Source organism: Paenibacillus brasilensis (assembly GCF_009363115.1).
GTDB lineage: Bacteria > Bacillota > Bacilli > Paenibacillales > Paenibacillaceae > Paenibacillus > Paenibacillus brasilensis.
The window spans coordinates 1341672-1364764 of record NZ_CP045298.1; the positions used below are offsets into that span (position 1 = coordinate 1341672).

General features: G+C 50.6%; 19 protein-coding genes and 1 pseudogene. 8 read left to right on the top strand and 12 right to left on the bottom strand.

All coding sequences use genetic code 11. The features are described 5' to 3' along the window. The first annotated feature begins 25 nt into the window (after positions 1 to 25). Positions 26 to 1492, top strand: a complete 1467-nt coding sequence (locus GCU48_RS06340; RefSeq protein WP_152379446.1) for an amino acid permease — start codon at positions 26 to 28, stop codon at positions 1490 to 1492. A gap of 68 nt (positions 1493 to 1560) precedes the next feature. On the opposite strand, the gene GCU48_RS06345 is transcribed toward GCU48_RS06340, so the two are convergent. Next, positions 1561 to 2943: an MFS transporter gene (locus GCU48_RS06345; RefSeq protein WP_152379447.1), complete on the bottom strand. Its 1383-nt coding sequence runs from the start codon at positions 2941 to 2943 to the stop codon at positions 1561 to 1563. A 49-nt stretch (positions 2944 to 2992) separates the two neighbouring features. Then, the gene (locus tag GCU48_RS06350) at positions 2993 to 4120 is read right to left on the bottom strand and encodes a transglutaminase domain-containing protein (RefSeq protein WP_152379448.1); all 1128 of its coding nucleotides are present in this window, start codon (positions 4118 to 4120) and stop codon (positions 2993 to 2995) included. A gap of 280 nt (positions 4121 to 4400) precedes the next feature. On the opposite strand from GCU48_RS06350, the gene GCU48_RS06355 reads away from it, so the two are divergent. From GCU48_RS06355 to GCU48_RS06365, 3 genes are read left to right on the top strand one after another with little or no spacing between them, the layout of a single operon-like run. Then, positions 4401 to 4646, top strand: coding sequence for a FeoA family protein (locus GCU48_RS06355; RefSeq protein ID WP_152379449.1), 246 nt, complete (start codon positions 4401 to 4403; stop codon positions 4644 to 4646). Next, positions 4637 to 6646: a ferrous iron transport protein B gene (gene feoB, locus GCU48_RS06360; protein WP_152379450.1), complete on the top strand. Its 2010-nt coding sequence runs from the start codon at positions 4637 to 4639 to the stop codon at positions 6644 to 6646. The genes GCU48_RS06355 and feoB overlap by 10 nt, the downstream gene beginning before the upstream one ends. Before the next feature lie 35 nt (positions 6647 to 6681). Then, a complete protein-coding gene (locus tag GCU48_RS06365) occupies positions 6682 to 6858 on the top strand; it encodes a FeoB-associated Cys-rich membrane protein (protein ID WP_152379451.1) in 177 nt (58 codons plus the stop codon). A gap of 86 nt (positions 6859 to 6944) precedes the next feature. Here GCU48_RS06365 and GCU48_RS06370 read toward each other — a convergent pair. Beyond that, positions 6945 to 7781, bottom strand: a pseudogene (locus GCU48_RS06370) (FGGY-family carbohydrate kinase); the annotation flags it as partial. Positions 7782 to 7796: 15 nt separating this feature from the next. Between GCU48_RS06370 and GCU48_RS06375 the strand changes: the two are divergent. Continuing rightward, complete coding sequence (locus GCU48_RS06375; RefSeq protein WP_152379452.1) at positions 7797 to 8969, top strand: ROK family transcriptional regulator; 1173 nt, start codon at positions 7797 to 7799, stop codon at positions 8967 to 8969. A gap of 65 nt (positions 8970 to 9034) precedes the next feature. Here the strand turns inward: GCU48_RS06375 and GCU48_RS06380 are convergent, their stop codons facing one another. Together GCU48_RS06380 and trxB are read right to left on the bottom strand one after the other, a co-directional pair. Then, positions 9035 to 9265 (bottom strand): glutaredoxin family protein, encoded by a 231-nt coding sequence (locus GCU48_RS06380; protein ID WP_007432162.1) that lies wholly within the window; start codon positions 9263 to 9265, stop codon positions 9035 to 9037. A 62-nt stretch (positions 9266 to 9327) separates the two neighbouring features. Continuing rightward, a complete protein-coding gene (gene trxB / locus GCU48_RS06385; protein ID WP_025718015.1) occupies positions 9328 to 10269 on the bottom strand; it encodes a thioredoxin-disulfide reductase in 942 nt (313 codons plus the stop codon). A gap of 279 nt (positions 10270 to 10548) precedes the next feature. On the opposite strand from trxB, the gene GCU48_RS06390 reads away from it, so the two are divergent. Continuing rightward, a complete protein-coding gene (locus GCU48_RS06390; protein WP_152379453.1) occupies positions 10549 to 11280 on the top strand; it encodes a ZIP family metal transporter in 732 nt (243 codons plus the stop codon). A gap of 79 nt (positions 11281 to 11359) precedes the next feature. On the opposite strand, the gene GCU48_RS06395 is transcribed toward GCU48_RS06390, so the two are convergent. Together GCU48_RS06395 and GCU48_RS06400 are read right to left on the bottom strand one after the other, a co-directional pair. Further along, positions 11360 to 11860 (bottom strand): hypothetical protein, encoded by a 501-nt coding sequence (locus tag GCU48_RS06395; RefSeq protein WP_152379454.1) that lies wholly within the window; start codon positions 11858 to 11860, stop codon positions 11360 to 11362. Positions 11861 to 11870: 10 nt separating this feature from the next. Then, positions 11871 to 12425: an NAD(P)H-dependent oxidoreductase gene (locus GCU48_RS06400; protein WP_152379455.1), complete on the bottom strand. Its 555-nt coding sequence runs from the start codon at positions 12423 to 12425 to the stop codon at positions 11871 to 11873. Positions 12426 to 12556: 131 nt separating this feature from the next. On the opposite strand from GCU48_RS06400, the gene GCU48_RS06405 reads away from it, so the two are divergent. Both GCU48_RS06405 and GCU48_RS06410 read left to right on the top strand, forming a co-directional pair. Then, positions 12557 to 13192, top strand: coding sequence for an HlyD family efflux transporter periplasmic adaptor subunit (locus tag GCU48_RS06405; protein WP_152379456.1), 636 nt, complete (start codon positions 12557 to 12559; stop codon positions 13190 to 13192). A 9-nt stretch (positions 13193 to 13201) separates the two neighbouring features. Continuing rightward, positions 13202 to 14725: a DHA2 family efflux MFS transporter permease subunit gene (locus tag GCU48_RS06410; RefSeq protein WP_025718009.1), complete on the top strand. Its 1524-nt coding sequence runs from the start codon at positions 13202 to 13204 to the stop codon at positions 14723 to 14725. A 113-nt stretch (positions 14726 to 14838) separates the two neighbouring features. Here GCU48_RS06410 and GCU48_RS06415 read toward each other — a convergent pair whose 3' ends face one another. From GCU48_RS06415 to GCU48_RS06435, 5 genes are all read right to left on the bottom strand, one after another. Beyond that, the gene (locus tag GCU48_RS06415) at positions 14839 to 16821 is read right to left on the bottom strand and encodes a heavy metal translocating P-type ATPase (RefSeq protein WP_244316251.1); all 1983 of its coding nucleotides are present in this window, start codon (positions 16819 to 16821) and stop codon (positions 14839 to 14841) included. Between the two features lie 283 nt (positions 16822 to 17104). Next, on the bottom strand, positions 17105 to 18553 hold the full coding sequence (locus GCU48_RS06420; protein WP_152379458.1) for a PEP-utilizing protein: 1449 nt from the start codon (positions 18551 to 18553) through the stop codon (positions 17105 to 17107). A 320-nt stretch (positions 18554 to 18873) separates the two neighbouring features. Further along, the gene (locus GCU48_RS06425) at positions 18874 to 21252 is read right to left on the bottom strand and encodes a heavy metal translocating P-type ATPase (protein ID WP_152379459.1); all 2379 of its coding nucleotides are present in this window, start codon (positions 21250 to 21252) and stop codon (positions 18874 to 18876) included. A 185-nt stretch (positions 21253 to 21437) separates the two neighbouring features. Further along, positions 21438 to 21806 carry an ArsR/SmtB family transcription factor gene (locus GCU48_RS06430; protein ID WP_007432172.1) on the bottom strand — a complete coding sequence of 123 codons (369 nt, stop codon included), beginning with the start codon at positions 21804 to 21806 and terminating at the stop codon, positions 21438 to 21440. A gap of 106 nt (positions 21807 to 21912) precedes the next feature. Continuing rightward, on the bottom strand, positions 21913 to 23037 hold the full coding sequence (locus GCU48_RS06435; protein WP_152379460.1) for an NADH:flavin oxidoreductase: 1125 nt from the start codon (positions 23035 to 23037) through the stop codon (positions 21913 to 21915). Positions 23038 to 23093 lie beyond the last annotated feature (56 nt).

Genomic DNA, 23093 nt, shown 5'->3' on the forward strand with positions numbered 1-23093 from the left:
CAATTTCATGAAGGAGTGTTTGAACGTGCAACACAAAGCAACACCTGACGCAACCTTGCGAAAAAGTCTCAAAGCCCGACATATGACGATGATCGCCCTCGGGGGCTCCATCGGAACAGGCCTGTTCCTTGCCAGTGGAGGCGCGGTTGCCGAAGCTGGACCTGGCGGAGCCCTGCTGGCCTATGCGGCAGTCGGTCTCATGGTTTACTTCCTGATGACCAGCCTTGGTGAATTGGCTACGTTTATGCCCGAATCCGGCTCTTTTAACACCTATGCAGGTCGCTTCGTTGATCCGGCCTTTGGTTTCGCCATGGGCTGGAACTTCTGGTACAACTGGGCGGTGACGATTGCCGCCGAGTTGGCAGCAGCGACAGTGCTGATCAAATATTGGTTCCCGGAAAGCCACTCCGCCTGGTGGAGTCTGATATTTCTGGCCGTAATCTTTGCGTTGAACGCGTTGACGGTCAAAGGGTACGGTGAGTCTGAATACTGGTTTGCCATGATTAAAATTGTGACCGTTGTGATCTTTTTGGCTGTGGGTGTGCTGATGATCTTCGGCATTATGGGGGGGCCGGCGGTTGGCTTCGCCAACTTCACTGTCGGAGACGCTCCGTTCCATGGCGGATTCTTTGCCGTATTGGGTGTATTCATGGCTGCGGGCTTTTCCTTTCAGGGAACAGAACTGATCGGCGTAGCCGCTGGAGAGAGTGAAAATCCGCGTGATAATGTGCCGCGTGCTATTCGCCAAATCTTTTGGCGCATCCTGTTCTTTTATATTCTGGCGATTCTCGTCATTGGATTGATCATTCCGTACACGAATCCGAATTTGCTGCGGGGAGATATCAGTGACATTGGCGTCAGCCCGTTCACGCTTGTGTTTGAAAAAGCCGGACTTGCGATTGCCGCCTCTGTCATGAACGCTGTCATTTTGACTTCCGTATTGTCGGCAGGCAACTCGGGGATGTACGCGGCGACACGTGTATTGTTTGCTTTGGCACGTGAAGGCAAAGCTCCCCGCATCCTCGGACGCGTCAATCGACGCGGCATTCCTATGAATGCCTTACTGATCACGACCGCTGTCGGGATGCTGGCTTTTCTCGCTTCTCTGTACGGAGACGGTGTCGTCTACAACTGGCTGCTAAACGCCTCCGGGATGTGCGGATTTATTACGTGGGTCGGGATTGCAGTCAGTCACTATCGCTTCCGCCGCGCCTTTACAGCACAGGGCCACAGTCTGAGTGAGCTTCCTTACAAAGCACGCTGGTTCCCGTTCGGACCGTTGTTCGCCTTCGCGCTGTGTATCATTGTTATTATCGGGCAAGGTGCGGATGCCTTCACCGGACAGGAGATCGACTGGAAGAGGATGATTGCTACGTACATGAGTGTGCCACTGTTCCTTATTCTGTGGTTCGGCTACAAATGGATCAAACGTACCAAAGTCGTTCCATTAAAAGCATGTGATTTGAGTTCAGATGCATCCTCGGATAAATAAATATAATAGTAAAAAAGCCCGTCTCCACATGTTCACCTTATATGCCCGGAGACGGGCTTTTTGTTTTTTTATTTGGAGGGAGAAGCTGCTGCTACTGTAGCTGTTACTGACGTAGCCAAGGCACGTCGACTAAAGATGCCGTATATTACAGCAATCAGTGTCAACAATGAGGAAAACAAGTACAAATTAACGATGCCCAGATGATCTGCAATCCAGCCCATTAAGAGCAACGAAATACAAAAGGTCAGACTTGTCAGTGTGGCCTGGGCAGACAGCACCTTGGGCAAATCATGCACAGACACACTCATTTGCATCATCGTACGGCGGGATACGACAGACATTTCCGCAGGTAGTCCCATCAACAGCACGATCAGCAGCGTCAGTGGCGGTAGTGTGTTCAGAGCATACCAAGCTGTCAGCAGGCAGTAGCCTGCCATCCCCGCCAGCATGGCAGGCAGCAGTCTGCGCTGCAAAAGCTTAACGCAGGCGAGGACAACGATGCCACCACCAATTGCGCCCGCAAAATACGCTGCATTAATGTATCCCCACCATGCCTCGCTCTTGTGCAGAACCTGCTGAGCAAAAGCAAGCGTGAACGCGCCGACCCAAACTGAGCCTCCTAGCAGGTCAATCATATCCATAAAAATAAGAGCTTTGAGCCTTCGACTGGCTCCGATAAGGCTCCAGCCTTCACGCAGTATCTCTTTTTTACGCTTCGGAGGTAATGCCGGGCTCTCTGACTCATGTCCAAGCAGCGTATCCTCCAAATGCACAGGAGGCATATCATGATGCTCTTGCCCCGGCTCAGATACAGTTTCGGACGCTAAAGCATCCCCGCTTCGTACTCGTGTTCCGGGCTGCAGCAAGTAATGGACCTTGCCCTCTAATGGATCTCGGATCAAGCTGGTGAAAATCAGAGCCACCATATACAGCCCACCAGCCACCAGCAGTGTCTTCTCAGAGCCCAGCATGGCTACAAGGACACCGCTAAGCCCCCACCCCGCTAACTGCACCGTCTGATCGCTGACCGATACAAGACTGTTCGCCCGCATCAGCCCATCTCCGGATGCAAGTCGAGGAATCAACGCATTACGTGCAGGTGTAGTCCAGCCATCCAGAAAAGACATGGCTGCCACCATCGTAAACACAAGCATCCATATCGGCTCCGTACCCGCTGACCACAGGTGACCCAGCAGAACGGCGAAGAAAGCCAGCTGCCCGAGCTGGGAAACGAATAAAATAAAAGGCAGCTGAAATCGGGCCAAAAGCAGCGGTGCCAAAAATCCGCTGATCATCTGTGCTCCCATCCGCAGCAATGGAACGAGCACCGAGGAAAAGATCGAATCCGTTTCATGAAAAACGAGCGATACAAGTGCCATAATATAAAGAATGTCGGCCGCATTTGACATGGTCTGCGTGCCAAGCAAATAGGTAAAGGAACGCTTGTGCATATCAATAAAATGCTCCTTTAGTAGTGTAGCTTTTTTTACAGCAAGATGATCAGGTCCATTTCAGTGTTACACGAAGATTCCCGGTACTGCCTAAATTCGTAATCTGATAGGAGATGGACTTCAAACCGAGCTGATACAATGGCTGCAAATCTTCCTTGAGGCTTCGCTCTGTTCCCTGATATCCGAAGGTAAGCGTCGTCCCCCCTTTATTTACAGCCGTGCGAACCTGCTCCCTGATGTCGGCAGATGATTTAACCAGCCCTTTGCCGTCTTGCAGCGGATATTCCAGGTTATTGTACAGCTTTTGATACACAGCAGCCTTCGGTCCTCCCGCAGCTATTAGCGCTGATAAGGTCTTCCGATATATTGTGTTCGCCTGAGGGTACGGTTTAACCCATGTGTGGTCCCGGCGCATTTCGGTATCAGTCAGCAGATAATAGGAAGTGCTTACCTCATTCCCGCGATCCGGAGTTGGATCATCCCAGGTCGTATCCATGTGATACCAGTGCCCATCCAGTAATACAAGATTCCATGCATGCAGTTGGCCCCCTGCTCTTCCTTCTACAATCCGGTTCGTAATCCCTGCACGTTCCAGCATTTTGTAGGCTAGCAGTGAATAGCCCTGACAGACAGTACTCCCGGTTTTCAGACCATCGTAGGCTGTATACTTTTGCTGCGTTTCATCATATTTGAGACGAACCACGATCCAGTCATGAATGGCCTTTACCTTCTCATGATCGGTCATGCCCTTCGTAATGATGTCACCCAGCACGGATTGAACTGTGCTATCCACGTAGGCTGTCTGTTCCTTCGTTTCACGGTAGCTCAAACGAATCGTGACCTGCGCAGACGTGGTGGTGCCAGTATAGCTGAATGCATAACTTTTGATCGTATAATTCACATACGGGTCGCTTTCCATAGCCTGTTGAATGGCCGTCTCTAGCTGCTGCTTGAGACCGTTCACCCGCCCTTGATATGTAAAGGTCAGCGTTTCACTCCGTGTATCCATGGCCTTTAAAAGCTTATTCTGAAGCTGCTGCGATGATACGGATAAAGTCGGCTTGACCGAAGCCGCATATACGTTGTTACCCCACTTCACAGCCTGCGGCAGCAACACAGCCAGCGCTGCGCCCGCAACCAGACATTTTACAAGCCTAACCCCGATTTTTCTGTTCATACAGAGCGTTCCTGCCCTTCTTAGCATAGTTGTAAACAGCTCTATCTTACCATAAAAACAGCTGCCCCAAGCGCTCTAGTTTTGTCGGTTGCAGACGAGTATAGGCCCAATCCGAGGCAGTTTGCGACACCATACTGCCTTTTATAACAGACGGAATAGCAGGCACACATTCATTTCAGTGAGAATTTTATCATTGCAACCTGGCACTCCTTATGATATGGTACTGGCATCGGAACTAAATGATATTGATTCTCATTCTACATCAGAAAGGCTGAGTACCATGCCAGAATGTATCTCACTCCTTCGTAGTCCATTAGGCCAGACTGTGCGTTTGCAATCTCTCGCACCTCTCCATCCCTCATTGCGCCGCCGCTTAACAGACATGGGTATTGACGAAGGTTCCATTATACGGTTGAAAAAAATCAGTTTGTTGGGTGGTCCTATTGTCATTGAATGCAATGGTCAGCTGGTTGGTCTCCGCCAAAATCAGGTGAAGCAACTGGAGGTCGTTCCAACATGGACATGATTGCTCTATTTGGTAATCCCAATACGGGAAAAACCTCATTATTCAACAAGCTGACGCGTACGTATGCAGAGGTGGGCAACTGGTCGGGAGTCACGGTAGAAAAGAAAACGGGGCTCCTGCGCGACAAGTCTGCCGTTTTGGTGGATTTGCCGGGGGCCTACTCCTTACTTCCTCTTTCGCTGGACGAAGGTGTAGCGACCCGTTATTTGCTGGAGGAGCCACCAGCGGCCCTCATTAACATCGTGGATGCCTCCCAGCTCCAGCGTAATCTGTATCTGACCGTACAGCTACTGGAGTATGGCCGTCCGCTTGTACTCGGCTTAAACATGACCGACGTAGCTGATGCGACGGGGCTCCACGTAAACAAAGAATTGCTGGCTGAGCAATTGAACGTTCCTATTATTCCTATGGTGGCCCGTACAGGCAGCGGAAGTAAGCAAATGCTTGCCTCTCTGCGAGAGGTACGGCGCACATCCAATACTTTTCAATTAGACTACGGTCCTGCCGTCGAAGCCGCGATTACAGATATAGGCAGCCTGTTAACGGAGGCGCCTGTACTTCAACTTCGATGGGCCGCGCTGCAATGTCTGGAAAACAATCCTGTCGTCATGGACTGGATGACAAATGAGGTACAGCGTGAAAAGGTCACTGCACGTATCCAGCGCTGTGAGGAAGATCTTCACGGCGAAGGTTATACAGCCACCCCTGCCCAGCATATCCGTTCTGTACGTTCAGCATGGATCGCTGATCTGTGCACCAGGGTACTCGACACCTCCAAGCTCAAGCCACACGGTCTGACGGATAAGCTGGACGCGGTGCTAACCCATCGGTATCTGGGGATTCCGATCTTTCTGCTGCTGATGTACGCTACCTTCAAGTTTACCTTCGATTGGGCAGGTACGATCCTTTCAGATATGCTGGACGGATTCTTTTCCGGGACACTAAGCAGCTTTATTTCTGAAGTGCTAGTTCAATGGAATGCCTCTGCTTTTACGCAAAGTCTGGTCGTGGACGGCATCGTGGCTGGAGTCGGGGGCGTGCTCGTGTTTCTGCCCCAGATCGCTATTTTATTCCTGATCATCTCGGTGATTGAGGATTCCGGATATATGGCACGGGTCACGATATTAATGGACCGTCTGATGCAGGCGGTTGGCTTGAACGGGAAAAGCTTCATCCCCTTCATCATCGGATTTGGCTGCAATGTTCCGGCGATTATGGCGGCACGCACCATTGAACAGCCGAGAGAACGCCTCATTACAACGTTGCTGGTGCCTTTTATGTCCTGCTCGGCCCGCCTGCCGGTGTATGCGTTGTTTGCGGGGGTATTTTTCCCGACACATGCGGCAAGCATCATTATGCTGATGTACGTACTCGGAATCACCGTATCGCTTATACTTGCTAAAATTTTTTCCAAAGTGTCGATTTTATCAGGGGAGCCCTCGCTCTTCATCGTGGAGCTCCCTCCCTATCGGGTGCCGCAAGCTCTTACACTATTTCGCAGCACATGGGAGAAGGTCAAGGGCTTCGTTCGTAAGGCCGGAACGATTATTCTTGCCGGCTCCGTCGGCATCTGGCTATTGTCCAATTTTGGTCCGCAAGGCTTCGGTGCAGAAATGGATGACAGTCTGCTCGCCACGGTTGGAGGATGGTTTGCACCCATATTGGCCCCTCTCGGTTTCGGCACCTGGCAAGCAGGCGCGTCTCTGCTTACGGGCTTTATGGCCAAGGAGGTTATCGTATCCACGATGAATATCATTTACCACGTTCCTGATATGCAGGGACTGGAGCTGCAGGTTAGCCATGCCTTTACACCGCTTGCTTCCTTTAGCTTTATGGTGTTCATTCTGTTGTATGTGCCGTGTCTGGCTACGGTAGCGGTTATTCGTAAAGAGACACTTTCCTGGCGCTGGACCGCATTTTCTGTGATCTATCCTTTGACCGTCGCATATATCATCGCCGTCTTCATTTATCAGTGTGGCAGATTATTAGGTTGGGGTTAAGCTAGACCCTATGAATATAAAAGGAAGTGGATTCCATGATTAATATTATTATTTTATTGGCGATCCTTGGTTATAGCGCATGGGTGTTGGTACGCTTTTTGCGAAAAAGCCGCCAAGGTGCCTGTGCCGGGTGCTCATCGAGTAAGTCATGTCCGGGCTGTGCCGCGAGTACTGTGAATGAAGATCATGCCAACATTAAGAGAAACATCTAATCCGGCTAAGCATCCCATGAAAAAAGCGTCTGCAGGTTGATCCTAACCCGCAAACGCTTTTCCTTTACACTCATAGCTCACCCTATCTAGCGATACTCTGCCAAATGCTCATTGAGTTCGCGCGTGTGCTGGTAAACTTCACGATACAGCTCATACAGGCCTTCATATCGAGCCACACGCTCGGGGTTCGGTGAATATCTCGCCGCCTCACGAAGGAAAGCTTCAGCACACGCTTGCAGCGATTCAAACCAGTCGCTACCGTATGCAGCCAGCATGGCCGCCCCCAGGGCAGGTCCCTGCTCACTCTCCAGCTTGATGATATCCGCATTGAAAATATCTGCCTGCATTTGCAGCCACGCCTCATTACGCGCCCCACCGCCGATGGAGATGACTTCCTTCACCGTCTTGCCTGTTCCTCTGAGAATATCAATGGATTCCTTGAGCGAGAACGTAATTCCCTCCAGCACCGCCCGTGTAAAATGCGCGAGCTTATGTCCCGTATCCATCCCGATAAAGCTGCCTCGAATGGTAGCATCCGGATGAGGGGTACGTTCGCCGACAATATAAGGCGTAAACAGCAGCCCGCGGCTACCCGGCTCAACCGAGTCTACACCTTCCAACAATGCATCAAAGGAATGCTCCGGTGCAAAGGTATCCTTAAACCAGGTCAGGCTGTAGCCGGCCGCGAGTGTAACGCCCATGATATAATAAGCATCCTGCTCGCTATGGTTGAAAAAATGCGCCCGGCCCTGCACATCTATGTCCTTGCGCTCCTCATAGGAAAGCACGACGCCTGAGGTACCGATGCTGCATAAGGTGCGGCCTTCGCTCAAAATACCTGCGCCAATCGCACCGCATGCGTTGTCCGCTCCCCCTGCATACACCTTCGTTGCAGGCGAAAGTCCGCTCTGCTCGGCAATCTCCGAAGTGAAAAGAACATGAATGTCACCGGCGATCAGGCGCTTGTCAAAAAGCTGAATAAATCCATTGTGCTGGAGCGCATCCGCCTCCATGCCCCGCTATCCCGAGCACAATTATCAAGTCAAACCGGGTTAAACAAGGCCACCGTCTCCAATCTGGTAGCAGAGCTGATCACCGAGGGACTTGTATATGAAACGGGTTTAGGTGAATCCAGTGGCGGGCGCAAGCCTTTAATGCTGCTGTTTAACAGCCGTGCTGGCTTTGTGCTTGGCATCGAGGTTAGTGTGCAGTATATCAAGGGTGCTCTGACTGATTTGGCGGGAGCCATTGAGACAGAGCTTTCCCTCCCCCTGAGACAGCATGATCCTGCCTTTGTCATGGAGCAGATTCAAAAGCTGGTTCAGGAGCTTATGCAGGTCACTCCTCCCTCCCCTCACGGTATCGTCGGCATTGGACTGGGGGTGCCGGGTATGGTGGATGAATCAGGAATGGTTTTGTTCGCACCCAATCTGGGCTGGGAAGAGGTCCCTCTGCGGCAGCAGCTTGAGACTGCGCTTGACCTTCCCGTCATCGTGGATAACGAGGCCAACGTCGGTGCGCAGGGCGAGCTGTACTATGGTATGGACGGCGAACATCGACAGCTGGTACGGGATCTAGTCTACATCAGTGCAGGGTCCGGGATCGGGGCCGGAATTATCATTGACGGCAAGCCGTACCAAGGAGCCTGGGGGTACGCCGGAGAGACAGGTCATATGACCATTGACTGGAATGGACGGCTCTGCTCCTGCGGCAGCCGGGGCTGCTGGGAGCTGTATGCTTCGGAGAAGGCATATGCGACATCCACTTTCAAGCTGCCCGCGCGCAGTACAGCGGAATTACTGCCGTTCGCCCGGCAAGGTGACGCGGATACGTTAAGCGTCTTTCATGATATCGGGCGATATTTGGGTGTGGGCATTACCAACATTGTGAACAGTCTCAACCCCGGAATGCTTATTATTGGCGGTCCACTGGCGGAAGCCAGACCATGGCTGGAAGAGAGAATGCGTGAGGTGATTGATGAACGTGCCCTGCCCTATCATCGTCGGCAACTGCAAATCCGTTTTTCCACGCTGGGCAGCCGTTCGACCATGTTAGGCGCTGCCTATGCAGCAACAGCCCCTTTTCTCGGGTGTGTACGGGTATCTCTGTAAAAAAAGGGCGTACAGGAACATTATAGTTCCTATACGCCCATTTATTTTGATTATTCCCCAGTTGATTAAGCGTTCAGCACTTTTTCAAACTTGGTTTTGTTCATACCGGAAATACGTTCTTCCCCGATCAAAGTCAATGGAACGGCACGAATGCCCATATCCCAAACCTCTTGTGCGAACGCTTCATTTGTTTCAATGTTGCGTTCTTCGTACTCCACGCCTTTTTCGCTCAAATAGCTTTTGACTTGACGGCAATGCGGGCAGTTTGTAGATGTGTATACAATTGCTTTTTCCATGATAGATCACCTCATCAATTATTGTTGTAAATAATATATTTATTCATACTTGTAACGAAATATTACAGAGCCAATGCGCTGTGCTCCAGGCTTTCGATATACTTCTCGCTGTCCATAGCGGCCATGCAGCCGCTGCCTGCTGCTGTAATCGCTTGTCTGTAGCGTGTATCCTGTACGTCGCCACAAGCGAATACCCCGGGTACGTTCGTTTCGGAAGTACCAGGATTTACGACGATATAACCGTTCGCATCGGTTGTAATTTGACCCTCGAGGAAGCCTGTGTTCGGATGGTGACCGATGGCCACGAATACACCGCTAACCGTAATGATTTCTTCTTCGCCTGTAGCATTGTTCAGTACCTTTAAGCCGGTTACTCCGTTCTCGTCAGCAATCACTTCTACAGGAGTACGATTGAGCGCCCACTCAATTTTACTGTTGGCACGAGCACGATCCTGCATAATTTTGGAGGCGCGCAGTTCTTCACGGCGATGTATCAACGTTACTTTGGAGGCAAAACGTGTCAGGAAGTTAGCTTCCTCCAGCGCGGAATCCCCACCACCGATGACCACAATTTCCTTGCCACGGAAAAAGAATCCATCACAGGTCGCGCAAGTGCTCACGCCGCGTCCGATGTTATCCTGTTCGCCGGGAATCCCCAGGTATTTTGCAGTTGCGCCTGTGGAAATGATCAGCGTGTCAGTAACCAATTCACCCAAGCCCTCTACATCCAATGTAAAAGGACGAGCGGTTGTATCGACCTTGTTCACCCAGCCTGTACGGAATTCAGCACCAAAACGCTCCGCTTGCTTACGCATATTGTCCATCAAATCGGGTCCCATGATTCCTTCCGGAAAACCTGGGAAATTTTCGACCTCAGTAGTCGTGGTCAATTGTCCGCCTGGCTGTGGTCCTTCGATCACCAATGGGTTCATGTTGGCACGTGCCAGATAGATCGCAGCGGTCAGACCGGCAGGGCCGGTACCTATAATAATGGACTTGTACATATCTTGGTTCCTCCTAAAATATCATAAGTATTATATAGCGAGTTTCGTTACCGGGCGCTGGGCTACTGCATATACTCTAAAAGCAGTTCTTCCAGCAGCCTATCCAAAATGTGGACACCCGGCTGATGTAAAAATGAATCCCTTGTTTAATAACATCCTATGACTTAGACTGATTCTAAATCCTAATTTCATTATGCGGAAATAGCTGTAAACAGTCAAATGAAGTTTTCATGAAGCGACGCTGGAAGATTAATCAGGTATGGAGGGGTTATCCCGATTATGAATGATGTTTTTGTAGGCAGTCTGATTTCCGCCCTGTCCACCGGACTCGGCGCCGTGCCCATATTATTTATGCGCAATATTACCCATCGACTTCGCGATGTTTTGCTGGCTTATGCCGCAGGAATCATGACCTCTGCATCCGTGTATAACCTGATTCCCGAAGCCATCCGGCATTCCAATTGGTTTGTGCTGTCTGCCGGCATTTTGCTCGGCTGTCTCGTATTACTGGTAATGGAAATGTATATCCCCCATGCCGACCTGGAGGACCCGGATTCCAAGACCTTTCAGCTGGAGTCCAAATCTTTTCTCATTATTGCGGCTATTACGCTGCACAATTTGCCGGAGGGGCTTTCCGTCGGAGTCAGCTACGCGAGTGAAACCCAAAATCTCGGCAATTTGATCGCCTTTTCCATCGGCCTGCAAAATGCCCCGGAGGGCTTTATCGTAGCCTTATTTCTCGTGAATCAAAACATCGGTCGTTTCAAGGCATTGGGCATTGCCACCCTCACCGGAGCTGTGGAAATCATTACGAGTCTGGTCGGATTTTATTTGAGCAGCTGGGTCAACGGACTGGTTCCTTACGGCTTAGCTTTTGCCGCCGGAGCTATGATGTTTATCGTCTACAAGGAGCTAATCCCTGAAAGTCACGGGGACGGCAATCAGCGGATCGCCACATTCTCTTTTATTCTCGGCTTGATTACGATGATTGGGCTGACCGAATGGCTATAGCCGGAAACACAAAAAGACTGCCTTCTGCCTGTAAACCAGACAGAAAAGCAGCCTTTTTGGCGTGTTCAATGGAGAACCCTCATTTTTTCCGGTTCATGGAGCGCAATGCCTCACGATACTGCTCGTCCTCGCTTTTCAGAGCCTCATTCTCCCCATGGGTCATTGGAGAGCGTCCATCCTCTTCCTTGCCCTTTCCAGCAAATCCGCGTAAAGCCGCTCGGTAATCCTGATCATCGTAAGTAGCCTGGTGTTTATCTGGGTTACCAGCTAGATTAGTAGCATGTTGATCTTCACGCTCCCTTTCCACCTTCACATCCGCATGTTTACCAGGCACCTTGTGATGTTCCTCGACATGATGTTGTTCGCTGGCATCAACAGCCTTATGCTGTGCCTCTCGCGTATGATCCGGCAACTCTCGTACCTCAGGCTCCACCTGCACAGGATAAGGACGTTTGCTTCTTTGCCGTGAATCCTCATCGGCTTGGCGAGCCTTGGGAGGGGACTTGCGCGCCATCTTCGTATTAAATACCAGCAAAAAGATAAGGGCAACCGCAGCTACTCCGATAAAAGCAATGGTCATGGGCGGCCTCCTATTCTTTTGCAGCGTTACGGTACCGTCCCGCCATCTCAGCGACCCGTTTGCCCAGAGAGCGACCTAATGCAAGATCATCACCTGTTGGAAAATTTGGTGGCCCATTCGGGTCTGTCTCCACCGGACAGGTTATCCCCACGCCATAATAAGAGCCGTAGAGTGCATTTTCCGTAACATTGGCGGGCAGTCCTACAATAACCATGCCTTGATGAAGCATCGGGGTGATCAGATTGAGAAGTGTTGATTCCAGGCCGCCATGAACCGTAGCGGTTGTGCAGAACACCGCACCGATTTTATCCACCAGCTTGCCCTGCGCCCACAGATACCCTAGCTTATCAATCCAGCTTTTCAGACCGCTGCTGATTGTGCCAAAATGGCCCGGGCATCCCCATATGATCGCGTCTACACTCCCTAGTTCTTTCACATCGGCCTCTTTCACATGCTTTAGCAGTACTTCCGTATTCTCCTGGCGCGCGCCTTCTGCGATCGAACGAGCCAGACGCTCGGTATGCCCATTTTCACTGTCATATACAATCATGATTCTGGTTGTCATTATGCGCCTCATCCTTTGTCTGCAAAATCATCCTTTTCGCATGCGCTCTTATCTTCTCCCAAAATCCATCTGAATATTATGAAACATATGGCGCATACTTTGAAAATCCAAGAACTAGGGAGGCATGCAATATGAATTCACGCGCCATATTAGTCAACCTGCTGGTTATTATCATTATTCTGGCAGGAGGCGGAGCCGCCGCCTATTACTACAATCAATCCGCCAACTACATAAAGACCGACAATGCCCAAGTGAGCGGACAAGCGGTTACCGTTGCCTCTCCAGGCGCGGGCAAGCTCACAGGCTGGAATGCCGAGGTTGGTAAAACCTACACCGCCGGAAGTACACTCGGTACGGTAGAGGGAGGCGGAAGCCGGATTAGCATCACAATTCCAACCGATGGTACCATTGTGCAGCAATCGGCGGTTAACAACTCGATTGTTGGGGTAGGTACACCTTTGGCAAAGGCTTTTGATCTAAACAACTTATGGATTACCGCCAATATAGATGAAACAGCTGTAAGGGATCTTCAAGTTGGACAGGCCGTGGATGTATATATTGATGCATACCCGGATACGTCCCTTACTGGCAAGCTCGAAAAGATCGGTCTGGCGACCGCATCGACTTTTTCACTACTGCCCACTTCCAATACCACTGCCAACTACACCAAAGTGACACAGGTCGTGCCTGTCAACATATCCATTCAAGGCTATAAAGGGTTAGGGATTATCCCGGGGATGAGTGCAACCATCAGAGTTCACAAGTAGGAGGCTGTCATGGATCAAAAAATGTCCGTCGGGCGCATTCTGTCCGTACTGTTGTTAGGCGCCTTCATTTCGATTTTGAATCAAACGCTGCTAAACGTGGCCATCCCACACCTGATGAATGATTTTAATGTGTCGGCTACTACCGTTCAGTGGCTATCCACCGGGTATATGCTGACGAACGGGATTCTGATTCCAATCACCGCTTTCTTGATTGAGTCATTCGGAACCCGTGCGCTTTTTATCTCCGCGATGGGGTTGTTCACCGCCGGGTCTGTCGTCTGCGCTGCCAGTACCGGCTTTGCCCCCATGCTGGTCGGACGTGTCATTCAGGCCAGCGGAGCGGGCATCATCATGCCTGTGGTCATGAACGTATTCCTGACGGTGTTCCCCCCGGAAAAACGTGGCGCCGCCATGGGTACGATGGGTATCGCTATGATGTTTGCCCCGGCGGTCGGACCAACTTTATCCGGCTGGATCGTGGAGCATTATAGCTGGAGGCTGCTATTTTTGCTCGTTATTCCGCTGGCGATCATTGATATTCTGTTCGCCGTACGCTGGCTCAAAAATGTGTCCAAGCTAACGAAGCCGCAGTTTGACCTGCTGGGGACTATTTTTTCCACCCTTGGCTTCGGCCTTCTGTTGTATGGCTTTAGTTCTGCTGGAGATAAGGGCTGGAGCAGCAACATCGTCGTACTTTCCCTCGCTGCCGGGATCGTGTTTATTCTATTTTTTGTCGTGCGTGAGTTGAACATGATACAGCCCATGCTGGAGTTCCGTGTGTTTAAATATGATATTTTCACAGTATCAACGCTGGTTGGGGCTACGGTCAATATGACGATGTTCGGCGGGATGCTGCTACTACCGATCTATCTGCAAAATATACGCGGTTTTACGCCGCTGCAATCTGGTCTGCTACTGCTTCCGGGTGCATTGCTGATGGGTGTAATGTCACCGATATCGGGGGCCATTTTCGACCGAATTGGCGCAAGGCCGTTGGCGATTGTCGGACTGATCATTACAGCAGTGACGACATGGGAATTCAGTCTGCTGACCGATGCGACCACCTACGGGCACATTATGGTCATCTATACGATTCGCAGCTTTGGTATGTCCTTGCTGATGATGTCCGTACAGACGGAGGGACTAAATCAGCTTCCTCCCCATCTCGGCAGCCACGGCACAGCCATGTCCAATACGGTGCGGCAAATTGCTGGCTCCATTGGTACCGCTTGGCTTATTACTGTAATGAGCAGTCGGACTACGATTCATTTGGCGGATTATGCGAATGTGGCTACTACAGCCAATGCCTCCGTAGCGGAAGGGGTATCGCAGCTGGGACAAACCCTTGCGCAAACGGCAGGCGTTTCGGCGGAAACCGGCTCAGCGCTGGCACTACAGCAGGTATACCGAAGTGCCGTTACAGAATCGACGATCCATGGCATTAATGATGCCTTTATCATTGCCACAGGAATTGCGTTAGCAGGGCTTGTTTTCTCCCTGTTCTTGCGCCGCTCTACACCACGCCGAAGATAGCGTGCAGTACCTGGGCGAGCCAGATGTCTGAGATGGACAGAAGGAGCATTCACCCCTTGGATTTTAAGAGGGTGGAATGCTCCTTCTTGTTGGTCATCGTGTGATTTATTAGCTTATGAACGCAGCAAGCGCAAGCCGTTCAAAATAACAAGTATTGTGCTGCCCTCATGCCCAATAACACCAAATGGCAGGGCTATATTCTGCACAAAGTTGCTAACCACTAGCAGCAGAATGACACTTACGGCGAAGATCATATTTTGCTTGACCACCCGCTGCGCCTTGCGCGCCAGCGCTATCGTCGGCGCAATCTCTTCAATTCCGTCGTTCATCAGCACGACGTCTGCAACCTCCAGCGCGGCTCCGCTGCCGTGCATACCCATGCCTAGTCCGACGGTTGCCGCGGTCAACGCCGGAGCATCATTTACACCGTCGCCAACCATAACGACATGCCCATACTGCTCCCGCAGCATGCGAATATGGCTGACTTTGTCCTCCGGCATCAAGCCGGCATATACGGCGTCGACACCGGCCTGCGCCGCGATCACGGCGGCGGTTTCTGGCCGGTCTCCTGTAAGCATGACGACCCGGATGCCCTGTGCCTGCAGGCGTTTCACGGACTCCTGCGCCTGTGGACGCAGCTCGTCACGTAGTGCCAGCATCCCGGCAATCCGGTCATCCGCGAGGATGATGGATACGGTTTTGCCCTCAGCCTCCAGTCGGACGCGAGTCTCTATCCACTCCGGCTCTGCCAGAGGACCAGATTCATCCAGCACATTAGTGCGACCGATTTTCCACTTCACTCCGCCGATGATGCCCTCCATCCCCCATCCGGTGATTGCCTGTACCTGCTCGGCTGCGAGAGGCTCTCTCGATCCGAGCTCGGCTTCGGCTTTGGCTACAATCGCCCGGGCCAGCGGATGCAAAGAATAGCTTTCGATCGTGGCGACAATGTGCACAAGCTCATCCGTGTCGTAGTCTGAGGCGGTAATCCAATCGGTGACGACTGGCGTTCCCATCGTTAACGTGCCTGTTTTGTCAAAAGCAACAACAGAAGTCAATGCCATATTTTCCACATGCGCGCCACCTTTAAACAGGATACCCCGGCGGGCACGGTTGGAAATGGCCGACAGCATCACTGGCATGATGGAAGACACGAGGGCACATGGCGAGGCAACAACGAGAAACACCATCGCCTTGTAAAAGGCTGCTGCCCACGTCCAGCCTAATACGATGGGCGCACCTGCAATGACAATCAGCGTGACAACAACTACAATTCGGGCATACACCGACTCAAATGTTTTGATAAACCGCTGGGAATCGGGAACCTCGGTCTGGGCTTCTTCTACCATACGAATAATTTTTGAAAATAAAGTGTCTTCAGCGGACTGGCTAACCTCTACGTACAGCACGCCTTCCCCATTAATGGTGCCCGCATATACCTCGTCACCCGCCACCTTATTCACCGGAACGGATTCCCCGGTAATGGATGCCTGGTTTACCGCCGACATGCCCTTGGAAATTCGGCCGTCTGCTGGTATCAGCTCGCCCGGCTTCACCAGCAGCAGGTCGCCTGGCAGCAGCTGCTCAATGCCGACAGTTTCTGTCCCCTCGGAGGACAAACGCAAGGCCGTCTCCGGCTTCAGAGCCATCAGCTCGGAAATATCCTTGCTGCTGCGCTCGGTTGTATAGCTCTCCAAAGCACCGCTGAGTGCAAAAATGAAAATCAGCATGGCTCCTTCATTCCAATAGCCAATGGTCGCAGCTCCCAGAGACGCTGCAATCATAAGCAGATTAACATCCAGATCACGTTCTCGGATCAGTGTTTCGATCCCTTCTCTGGCCTTGGACCATCCCCCCAAAGCATAGGACACCACATACAGAATGACCGATAGCCATTGCGACCAATGCGAAATGCCCCATGCCATCAGCATCAGCATTCCGCTGCCCAGGGCAGCCTGCATCTCCTTGTTTTTCAGCATGCTTTTAAGCTGAAACTGTGGCTTGCGATTCGGGCCGGGTCGTCCGTTGCCACTTTTTTTTGAACGTATTTGATCAGAAGGCGATAGTGTCTTTTGAATTTGTTGTACAGCTTGCATCATGTCACGTTCCTTTCCATATTTGTTATTTGTGCCTGCATTTCATTGAGAATGATATCCATTGTTAAGGGCCTTAAAATAGCACATGCTGCTTCGGGAGGCCCGAAGCAGCATGTTTGGCAATGAGAATGATAATCATTTTTGCATTAATACAATTATTTTGGTTTAGTGAAACTTTTGCTTTATTATATACCCTTCTTTTCTTGTTGTAAACCCGTAATGGCCCAAATAAAAAAAGAATACCCGCGGCGACAACGCAGGTATTCTTTGTATTTTAAAGCAGTCATTGCTGTGCATTTTTGTGTAAAACGTCGGGAAACTGTTGTTGCTCTGCGTATTGCAAAAGTTTATAACGTGCAGCCGCCAGACGTGCCTTGGAGACTGCTTCGTCTGGACAAATGATACCCGTCAGACCGCTTCCCCAAATCGTATTTCCATCCAGAGACTGGCGAATTTCATCTAACGCCACCCAGATGGAAAGCTCTGGCTTTACACGCCGGATAGCATCTGTTATGCATTTTATCGTAGCATCAGCATTCATATGACCATCAGCGCAAGCTGGATTTAGCCGGTCCTCAGTCTCACTGCTATCGGATGGAATCGGTGCCACATTCAAAATCATCATATCGGCAAAACGTGTCATATCTGCGGCTTGAGTCGCCTGCTTGATCTGTTTCGCTTTCACTTCTGGCATATTATTGGCACTGGCGAACTCCCCGGAACGTACCGCCTGCCCATTCCATGATTGGCTTACGTCAGGCGTTAAAGGCGCATCTACCGTCAAAAGCACGCCTACCCGATATGGAATGCACCGCAAACGTCCGCATAAGGTTTGCTCCGCAACACCATCAATCCAGTCTCGGGTTGCCCGGAATTGATTAGCATCAGCCGGATTGCGTACTATAATCTCCAGCTGTGGTTCTCCCCCTTGGCGTACGTTTCGCAACGCTGCACGCAGCAATGCCTCCAATTGCATATCCTGCAGGCTTCCAATCCCTACTACGTTGGTTTGTTCGAGCAGGGCTATCGTGAGCGGTGATCCGTTGAGAGCCTCCAACAGGCCTTCATACTCTGTTTCAAGCAGGCCGATGATTCTCCGGGACAAATGCTCACACAATCCTGGCAAGCCAGAAGCCTGATTAAAGCTTTTGTAAATGTCTGATGCACAGGCACCGGGAATAAGGATGGGATTGGGCTTCCCGTCAGGGACATACTTCATCTGCCCAGACTCTGCGGCATCCAGGTAGGCATAGCATAATTCCGCTACACGGCTAGGTGTCTGTGACAAGGGGCCGTGCAGAAGGCAGTAGCCGTCAAGACTTTCTACTTCCAGTCTGGATGCTGGCCCTGTACCTATACGACTGACATTTGCAGAAGCATCCGCATAAATTCGTATAGGCGTGCGTCTGTATTCATCGCTCCATTTTAATAGTGAATCTATCGCTTCCCTGCCGTAGGTGTTCCCCTTATTCAGCGTGATTTCTTCAAGTAACTCCGGGTTCGCAGCCAGCAATGCCTCTTCCCGACTGATTAGGCCCTGATCGGCTAAATTGACCAGCCAGTTCAGCGGATCTGCCTCCTGCGAAGCAGAGATTTCATTGTACCCTGCCATAAACGAATTGACGATCAGCCTTCGCGCAGCAGCCTTGCTACCCGACCCTTGATCCTCGCGATCCCGGCTGTTTTGGCTGTCCAGCAGCTCTGCGAATACATGCATCAGTTTAGCCTCCATGCTACTAATCCATCCTTTCTTCCATCAGCAAGTTGGCACACACGAATTCGAGTAAACCACCCAAAAAAAGAGAGCGTTTACTCATTAATGGGCAAGCCAATTTCACATGGACCTTACCTGTAAAGTCCCTACCTTAACGTATTAGGTACACCCTGCTTTTATACATCTCTACACAACGATCAAAAATCATAAAACCACTCCATTACTGCCGACAGCAAACTCCATTCGAAACGTGCTGGTTATAAAAAAACACCCCCGGATTTCACAGGATGCATACATCCAATGTTAGTCCGGAAGTGTTCATTTTTTACTTGTAAGTTTTATTCGTAAGAGCGGGCCTTCAATACACGCATCACATTCAATACGGCCAGTAGTGTTACACCTACATCGGAAAATACAGCCTCCCACATGGTAGCAATACCAAACGCGCCCAACGTGAGAAATACCGCTTTGACACCCAACGCAAATATAATATTTTGCCATACGATACGACGCGTACGCTTGGCGATATGAATCGCCGTAACCAATCTTGAGGGCTCATCGTTCATAATTACGATATCTGCTGCCTCAATCGCAGCATCCGAACCCAAACCGCCCATCGCTACACCTACGTCTGCCAGTGCCAGCACAGGGGTATCATTAATGCCATCGCCCACAAATAAAACCTTGTCGCTCGTTTTCTTAGTTGCAGACAGCTGCTCAATCGCTTCTGCTTTATCCTGAGGCAACAGCTCTGCCCGTACTTCATCCAGACCCAGCTGGCGTCCTATAGCCTCAGCAACCGTCCGATTGTCACCCGTTAGCATGATCGTTTTCACCACACCCAGCTTTTTCAGCGAAGCAATCGTCCTCGCTGCGTCCTCCTTGACCTCATCCGAGATCAGAATGCATCCGGCATAAACTTTATCTACGGCTACATGAACGACCGTTCCTTCATCCAACGTCCCTGACTGCTGTGCTGCGTCAAAAGTAACATGCTCCCGCTCCATCAGCTTCGCATTTCCGGCCAACACCAGACGACCATCAATCTGTGCTTGAATTCCGTGACCGGATATTTCACTATATTGCTGAACCCGCTCTGTCAGAAGCTCTTTGCCATAGGATTCACGCAGAGATGCTGCGATAGGATGCGTGGAGTGCAGCTCCGCCAATGCGGCGGTTTCCAGCAGACTTTCCTTCGTAAAGGCTTCGGCAGGATAAATCCCTGTTACGCGGAAAACACCTTTGGTGAGCGTGCCTGTTTTATCAAAAACAGCGTACTTTACATCATTCAGAGCCTCAAGATAGTTCCCGCCCTTGATCAGCACACCTGAACGTGACGCTGCCCCGATTCCGCCAAAGAAACCCAGCGGAATAGATACCACCAGCGCACATGGACAAGAAATGACGAGGAAAACAAGCGCGCGGTATATCCAATCAGCAAACTGTGCACCCGGTACAACAAGCGGCGGAACGACCGCCAGCAGCAGTGCGACGATAACCACAACAGGGGTGTAGTATCGGGAAAACTTGGTGATAAATTTTTCAGTCGGCGCTTTCTTGGCGCTCGCATTTTGCACAAGCTCCAAAATTTTAGAGACTGTGGATTCGCCAAATTCCTTGCCGACCTCTACAGTCAAAAGCCCGTTCGTATTTATAAAACCGCTCAATACGCTGCTTCCCGGCTCAACGGTACGAGGCACAGATTCACCTGTCAACGCCGAGGTATCCACATGCGATTCACCGTCTACAACCTTACCATCCAGCGGAATCTTCTCGCCCGGCTTAATCACGATCAAATCACCTATGCGCACGTCCTCTGGCGAAACCCTCCGTACAGAGCCAGCCGTCTTCAGGTTGGCATAGTCCGGTCGAATATCCATCAGATCACCGATGGATTTGCGCGAACGGTTGACAGCAACGCCTTGAAACAGCTCTCCGATCTGATAAAAGAACATGACGGCTACGCCCTCAGGGTATTCTCCAATCGCAAATGCGCCTACCGTAGCCAGTGTCATCAGGAAATATTCGTCAAAGGCCATTCCCCGCACTAGACTGCGCGCAGCCTGTAGGACAACATCGCCGCCAACGATGATATATGCCAGCAAAAACAGAGCCAGCTTGCCCACACCCTCCACGGGCAACCACCAGGCAACAGCAGCAATGACTGCACCGGCAGCCAAGCGTGTAATCATAGGGCGCATACCTTCCGTACCATGATCATGGGTATGTCCGGCGTCGTTGTCATCTCCATGCGAATGCGAATGAGAATGAGTGGCATGACTATGACCATCCGCTGTGTGGTGGTCATGAGGCGCGTGTGCATGTTTACCATCTGCATGATCCTTATGGTCATGACCAGCATGCGAGTGATGATGTTCAGCATGCTCATGACCACCGCATGCGCAGTCCGCTGTGCTTCCTGCCTGCGCTGTGCCAGCCTCACTTCGACTGTCTTCACGCAAGCGTCCCCGGGCATTTTTGACAATCATCCGTATGTGAGGCTCCAGTCTGTGAACCTTGCGTTCCGTTTGACGAAGAACCTCTTCTTCTTGGTCCGGGCTTGCGGTCATCGTCAATGTTTTCGTAACAAAATTGACCGAGCAATCAAGAACACCTTCTATTTTACTGACTCCATTTTCAATCTTTAGAGCACAGTTGGCGCAATCTAAGCCTTCCAAAACCCATTCGTGACGTTCCGTTCTTTTCAGAGCATCCATATCATTGGCCTCCTGATAACTATACATGAGCATTTGTTCATATATTATTTGTTAAGGCCATTATATTCAGAATTAGGGGCAGAAGTCAATGATAATAGCCCTTTTTACCAAAAAAATCATTTTCAACGGACAAGCACCAAAAGAGCGCCAACCCTTGGCGCCCTGCTGTTTATTTATCCATAAAACTATTGATGTGAAATGTGCTGGTGGGTTTGCAAAAAGATCTGCTCCACATGATTATCATCCAGCGAATAAAACACCGTCTTGCCTTCCTTGCGCCGTTTGACAATACGCAGGTTGCGTAAGTAACGAAGCTGATGGGATACCGCAGATTGGCCCATGTTCAACACCTGAGTCAGATCATGAACACACAGTTCCTTTTGAGCCAGGGCGTATATTAGCTTAATCCGTGTCGGATCGCCCAGTGCTTTGAACAACTCCGACATTTTGTATGCGATGGAATCCTCAACAAGGGAAGATTTTATGCGCTCAATTTCTTGGTCTGAACCGTGACAAGCCGGCTCGCAATCCAAAGCTTCCGTTTCAGAATTCATCCTTTTCACCCCATGTGTTTCGACTTGATGCTCCTATTATAGCAAATTCGTAGAATTTACGAATAGCTTATATTACAGCTTGCCCTGTAACAGAGAAATTTCAAGCTTAATTTAACGATTTCAAAACTTCATCATTGTAAGGGATAATTGCTTCTATCTGTTGATCCCGCAGCTTGACCGCAAACGCCGGGTCTACCAGTAAAGCCCGCCCAACCGCGATCAGATCAACCTCTTCTCGCTCTACTAGCCCAACAAGCTGTTCTAGTCTCGCCTCAACGCTATTTGATTTATTGCTCTCACTATGATGAGATTTTTCCAGCTCACTCAAAAACGCCTTCTCCAAGCCAATGGAGCCTACAGTAATAACGGGCTTGCCTGTTAGCTTTTTGGTCCATGCTGCTAAAGTTAGATCAGAACCCTCAAACTCCGGTTCCCAGAAACGGCGGCTTGAGCAGTGGAATACATCTACCCCGGCCTTCACTAATGGAGCCAAAAACAGTTCAAGCTCCTGCGGTGTCTGTGCCAGCTTTTCTCCATAATGGTACATCTTCCACTGAGAAAATCGCAGTACAATCGGAAAATCCGGGCCCACTGCTCGGCGACAGGCCTCAATGACCTCTACCGCAAACCGGGTACGCTGAACCAAATTGCCTCCGTATTGATCTGTACGCTTATTCGTTTTGTCCCAGAAAAACTGATCAATTAAATAGCCGTGTGCTCCATGAAGCTCAATGCCGTCGAAGCCGATCCGTTTTGCATCTGCTGCCGCCTGGGCATAGGCTGTGATGATATCAGCAATCTCGGTCTCGGTCAACGGCTCAACTACCTTTTCACCGGCAGGAGAAATACCGGACGGGCCGACAGGCAATGCTTCGGGATTCGGTTGGTTATCCGCACCTATTTGGCGAGCTGTACCCACATGCCAGAGCTGCGGTATAATCTTGCCACCTGCCGCATGAACCTCCTCTACAACCTTCGCCCATCCCTTTAATCCCTCACCATAAAAGTTAGGAATACTCGTGTGCTCTACGGCTGATGGATGATTAATCGCAGTTCCCTCGGTAACAATCAAGCCCACTGCATTCTCCGCACGATGACGATAATACGCAGCAACCTCAGGGCCGGGAACACCTTGAGGGGAAAAATTCCGTGTCATTGGAGCCATAACAATCCGGTTGGGAAGAGATAAATTCCCTGCCTTAAAGGGCGCAAACAATAATTCGGTATTCATTACTTTGTTCCTCCGCTCTCCATTAGTATTATCGTTTTTAAACTTCTGCTATACAA

What these genes read in the sequence shown, in the direction of transcription:
- GCU48_RS06345 (WP_152379447.1), bottom strand. Translation starts at nt 2,943, where the DNA reads ATGCACAAGCGTTCCTTTACCTATTTGCTTGGCACGCAGACCATGTCA.
- GCU48_RS06350 (WP_152379448.1), bottom strand. Translation starts at nt 4,120, where the DNA reads ATGAACAGAAAAATCGGGGTTAGGCTTGTAAAATGTCTGGTTGCGGGC.
- GCU48_RS06355 (WP_152379449.1), top strand. Translation starts at nt 4,401, where the DNA reads ATGCCAGAATGTATCTCACTCCTTCGTAGTCCATTAGGCCAGACTGTG.
- feoB (WP_152379450.1), top strand. Translation starts at nt 4,637, where the DNA reads ATGGACATGATTGCTCTATTTGGTAATCCCAATACGGGAAAAACCTCA.
- GCU48_RS06365 (WP_152379451.1), top strand. Translation starts at nt 6,682, where the DNA reads ATGATTAATATTATTATTTTATTGGCGATCCTTGGTTATAGCGCATGG.
- GCU48_RS06375 (WP_152379452.1), top strand. Translation starts at nt 7,797, where the DNA reads ATGAATGTCACCGGCGATCAGGCGCTTGTCAAAAAGCTGAATAAATCC.
- GCU48_RS06380 (WP_007432162.1), bottom strand. Translation starts at nt 9,265, where the DNA reads ATGGAAAAAGCAATTGTATACACATCTACAAACTGCCCGCATTGCCGT.
- trxB (WP_025718015.1), bottom strand. Translation starts at nt 10,269, where the DNA reads ATGTACAAGTCCATTATTATAGGTACCGGCCCTGCCGGTCTGACCGCT.
- GCU48_RS06390 (WP_152379453.1), top strand. Translation starts at nt 10,549, where the DNA reads ATGAATGATGTTTTTGTAGGCAGTCTGATTTCCGCCCTGTCCACCGGA.
- GCU48_RS06395 (WP_152379454.1), bottom strand. Translation starts at nt 11,860, where the DNA reads ATGACCATTGCTTTTATCGGAGTAGCTGCGGTTGCCCTTATCTTTTTG.
- GCU48_RS06400 (WP_152379455.1), bottom strand. Translation starts at nt 12,425, where the DNA reads ATGACAACCAGAATCATGATTGTATATGACAGTGAAAATGGGCATACC.
- GCU48_RS06405 (WP_152379456.1), top strand. Translation starts at nt 12,557, where the DNA reads ATGAATTCACGCGCCATATTAGTCAACCTGCTGGTTATTATCATTATT.
- GCU48_RS06410 (WP_025718009.1), top strand. Translation starts at nt 13,202, where the DNA reads ATGGATCAAAAAATGTCCGTCGGGCGCATTCTGTCCGTACTGTTGTTA.
- GCU48_RS06415 (WP_244316251.1), bottom strand. Translation starts at nt 16,821, where the DNA reads ATGCAAGCTGTACAACAAATTCAAAAGACACTATCGCCTTCTGATCAA.
- GCU48_RS06420 (WP_152379458.1), bottom strand. Translation starts at nt 18,553, where the DNA reads ATGGAGGCTAAACTGATGCATGTATTCGCAGAGCTGCTGGACAGCCAA.
- GCU48_RS06425 (WP_152379459.1), bottom strand. Translation starts at nt 21,252, where the DNA reads ATGGATGCTCTGAAAAGAACGGAACGTCACGAATGGGTTTTGGAAGGC.
- GCU48_RS06430 (WP_007432172.1), bottom strand. Translation starts at nt 21,806, where the DNA reads ATGAATTCTGAAACGGAAGCTTTGGATTGCGAGCCGGCTTGTCACGGT.
- GCU48_RS06435 (WP_152379460.1), bottom strand. Translation starts at nt 23,037, where the DNA reads ATGAATACCGAATTATTGTTTGCGCCCTTTAAGGCAGGGAATTTATCT.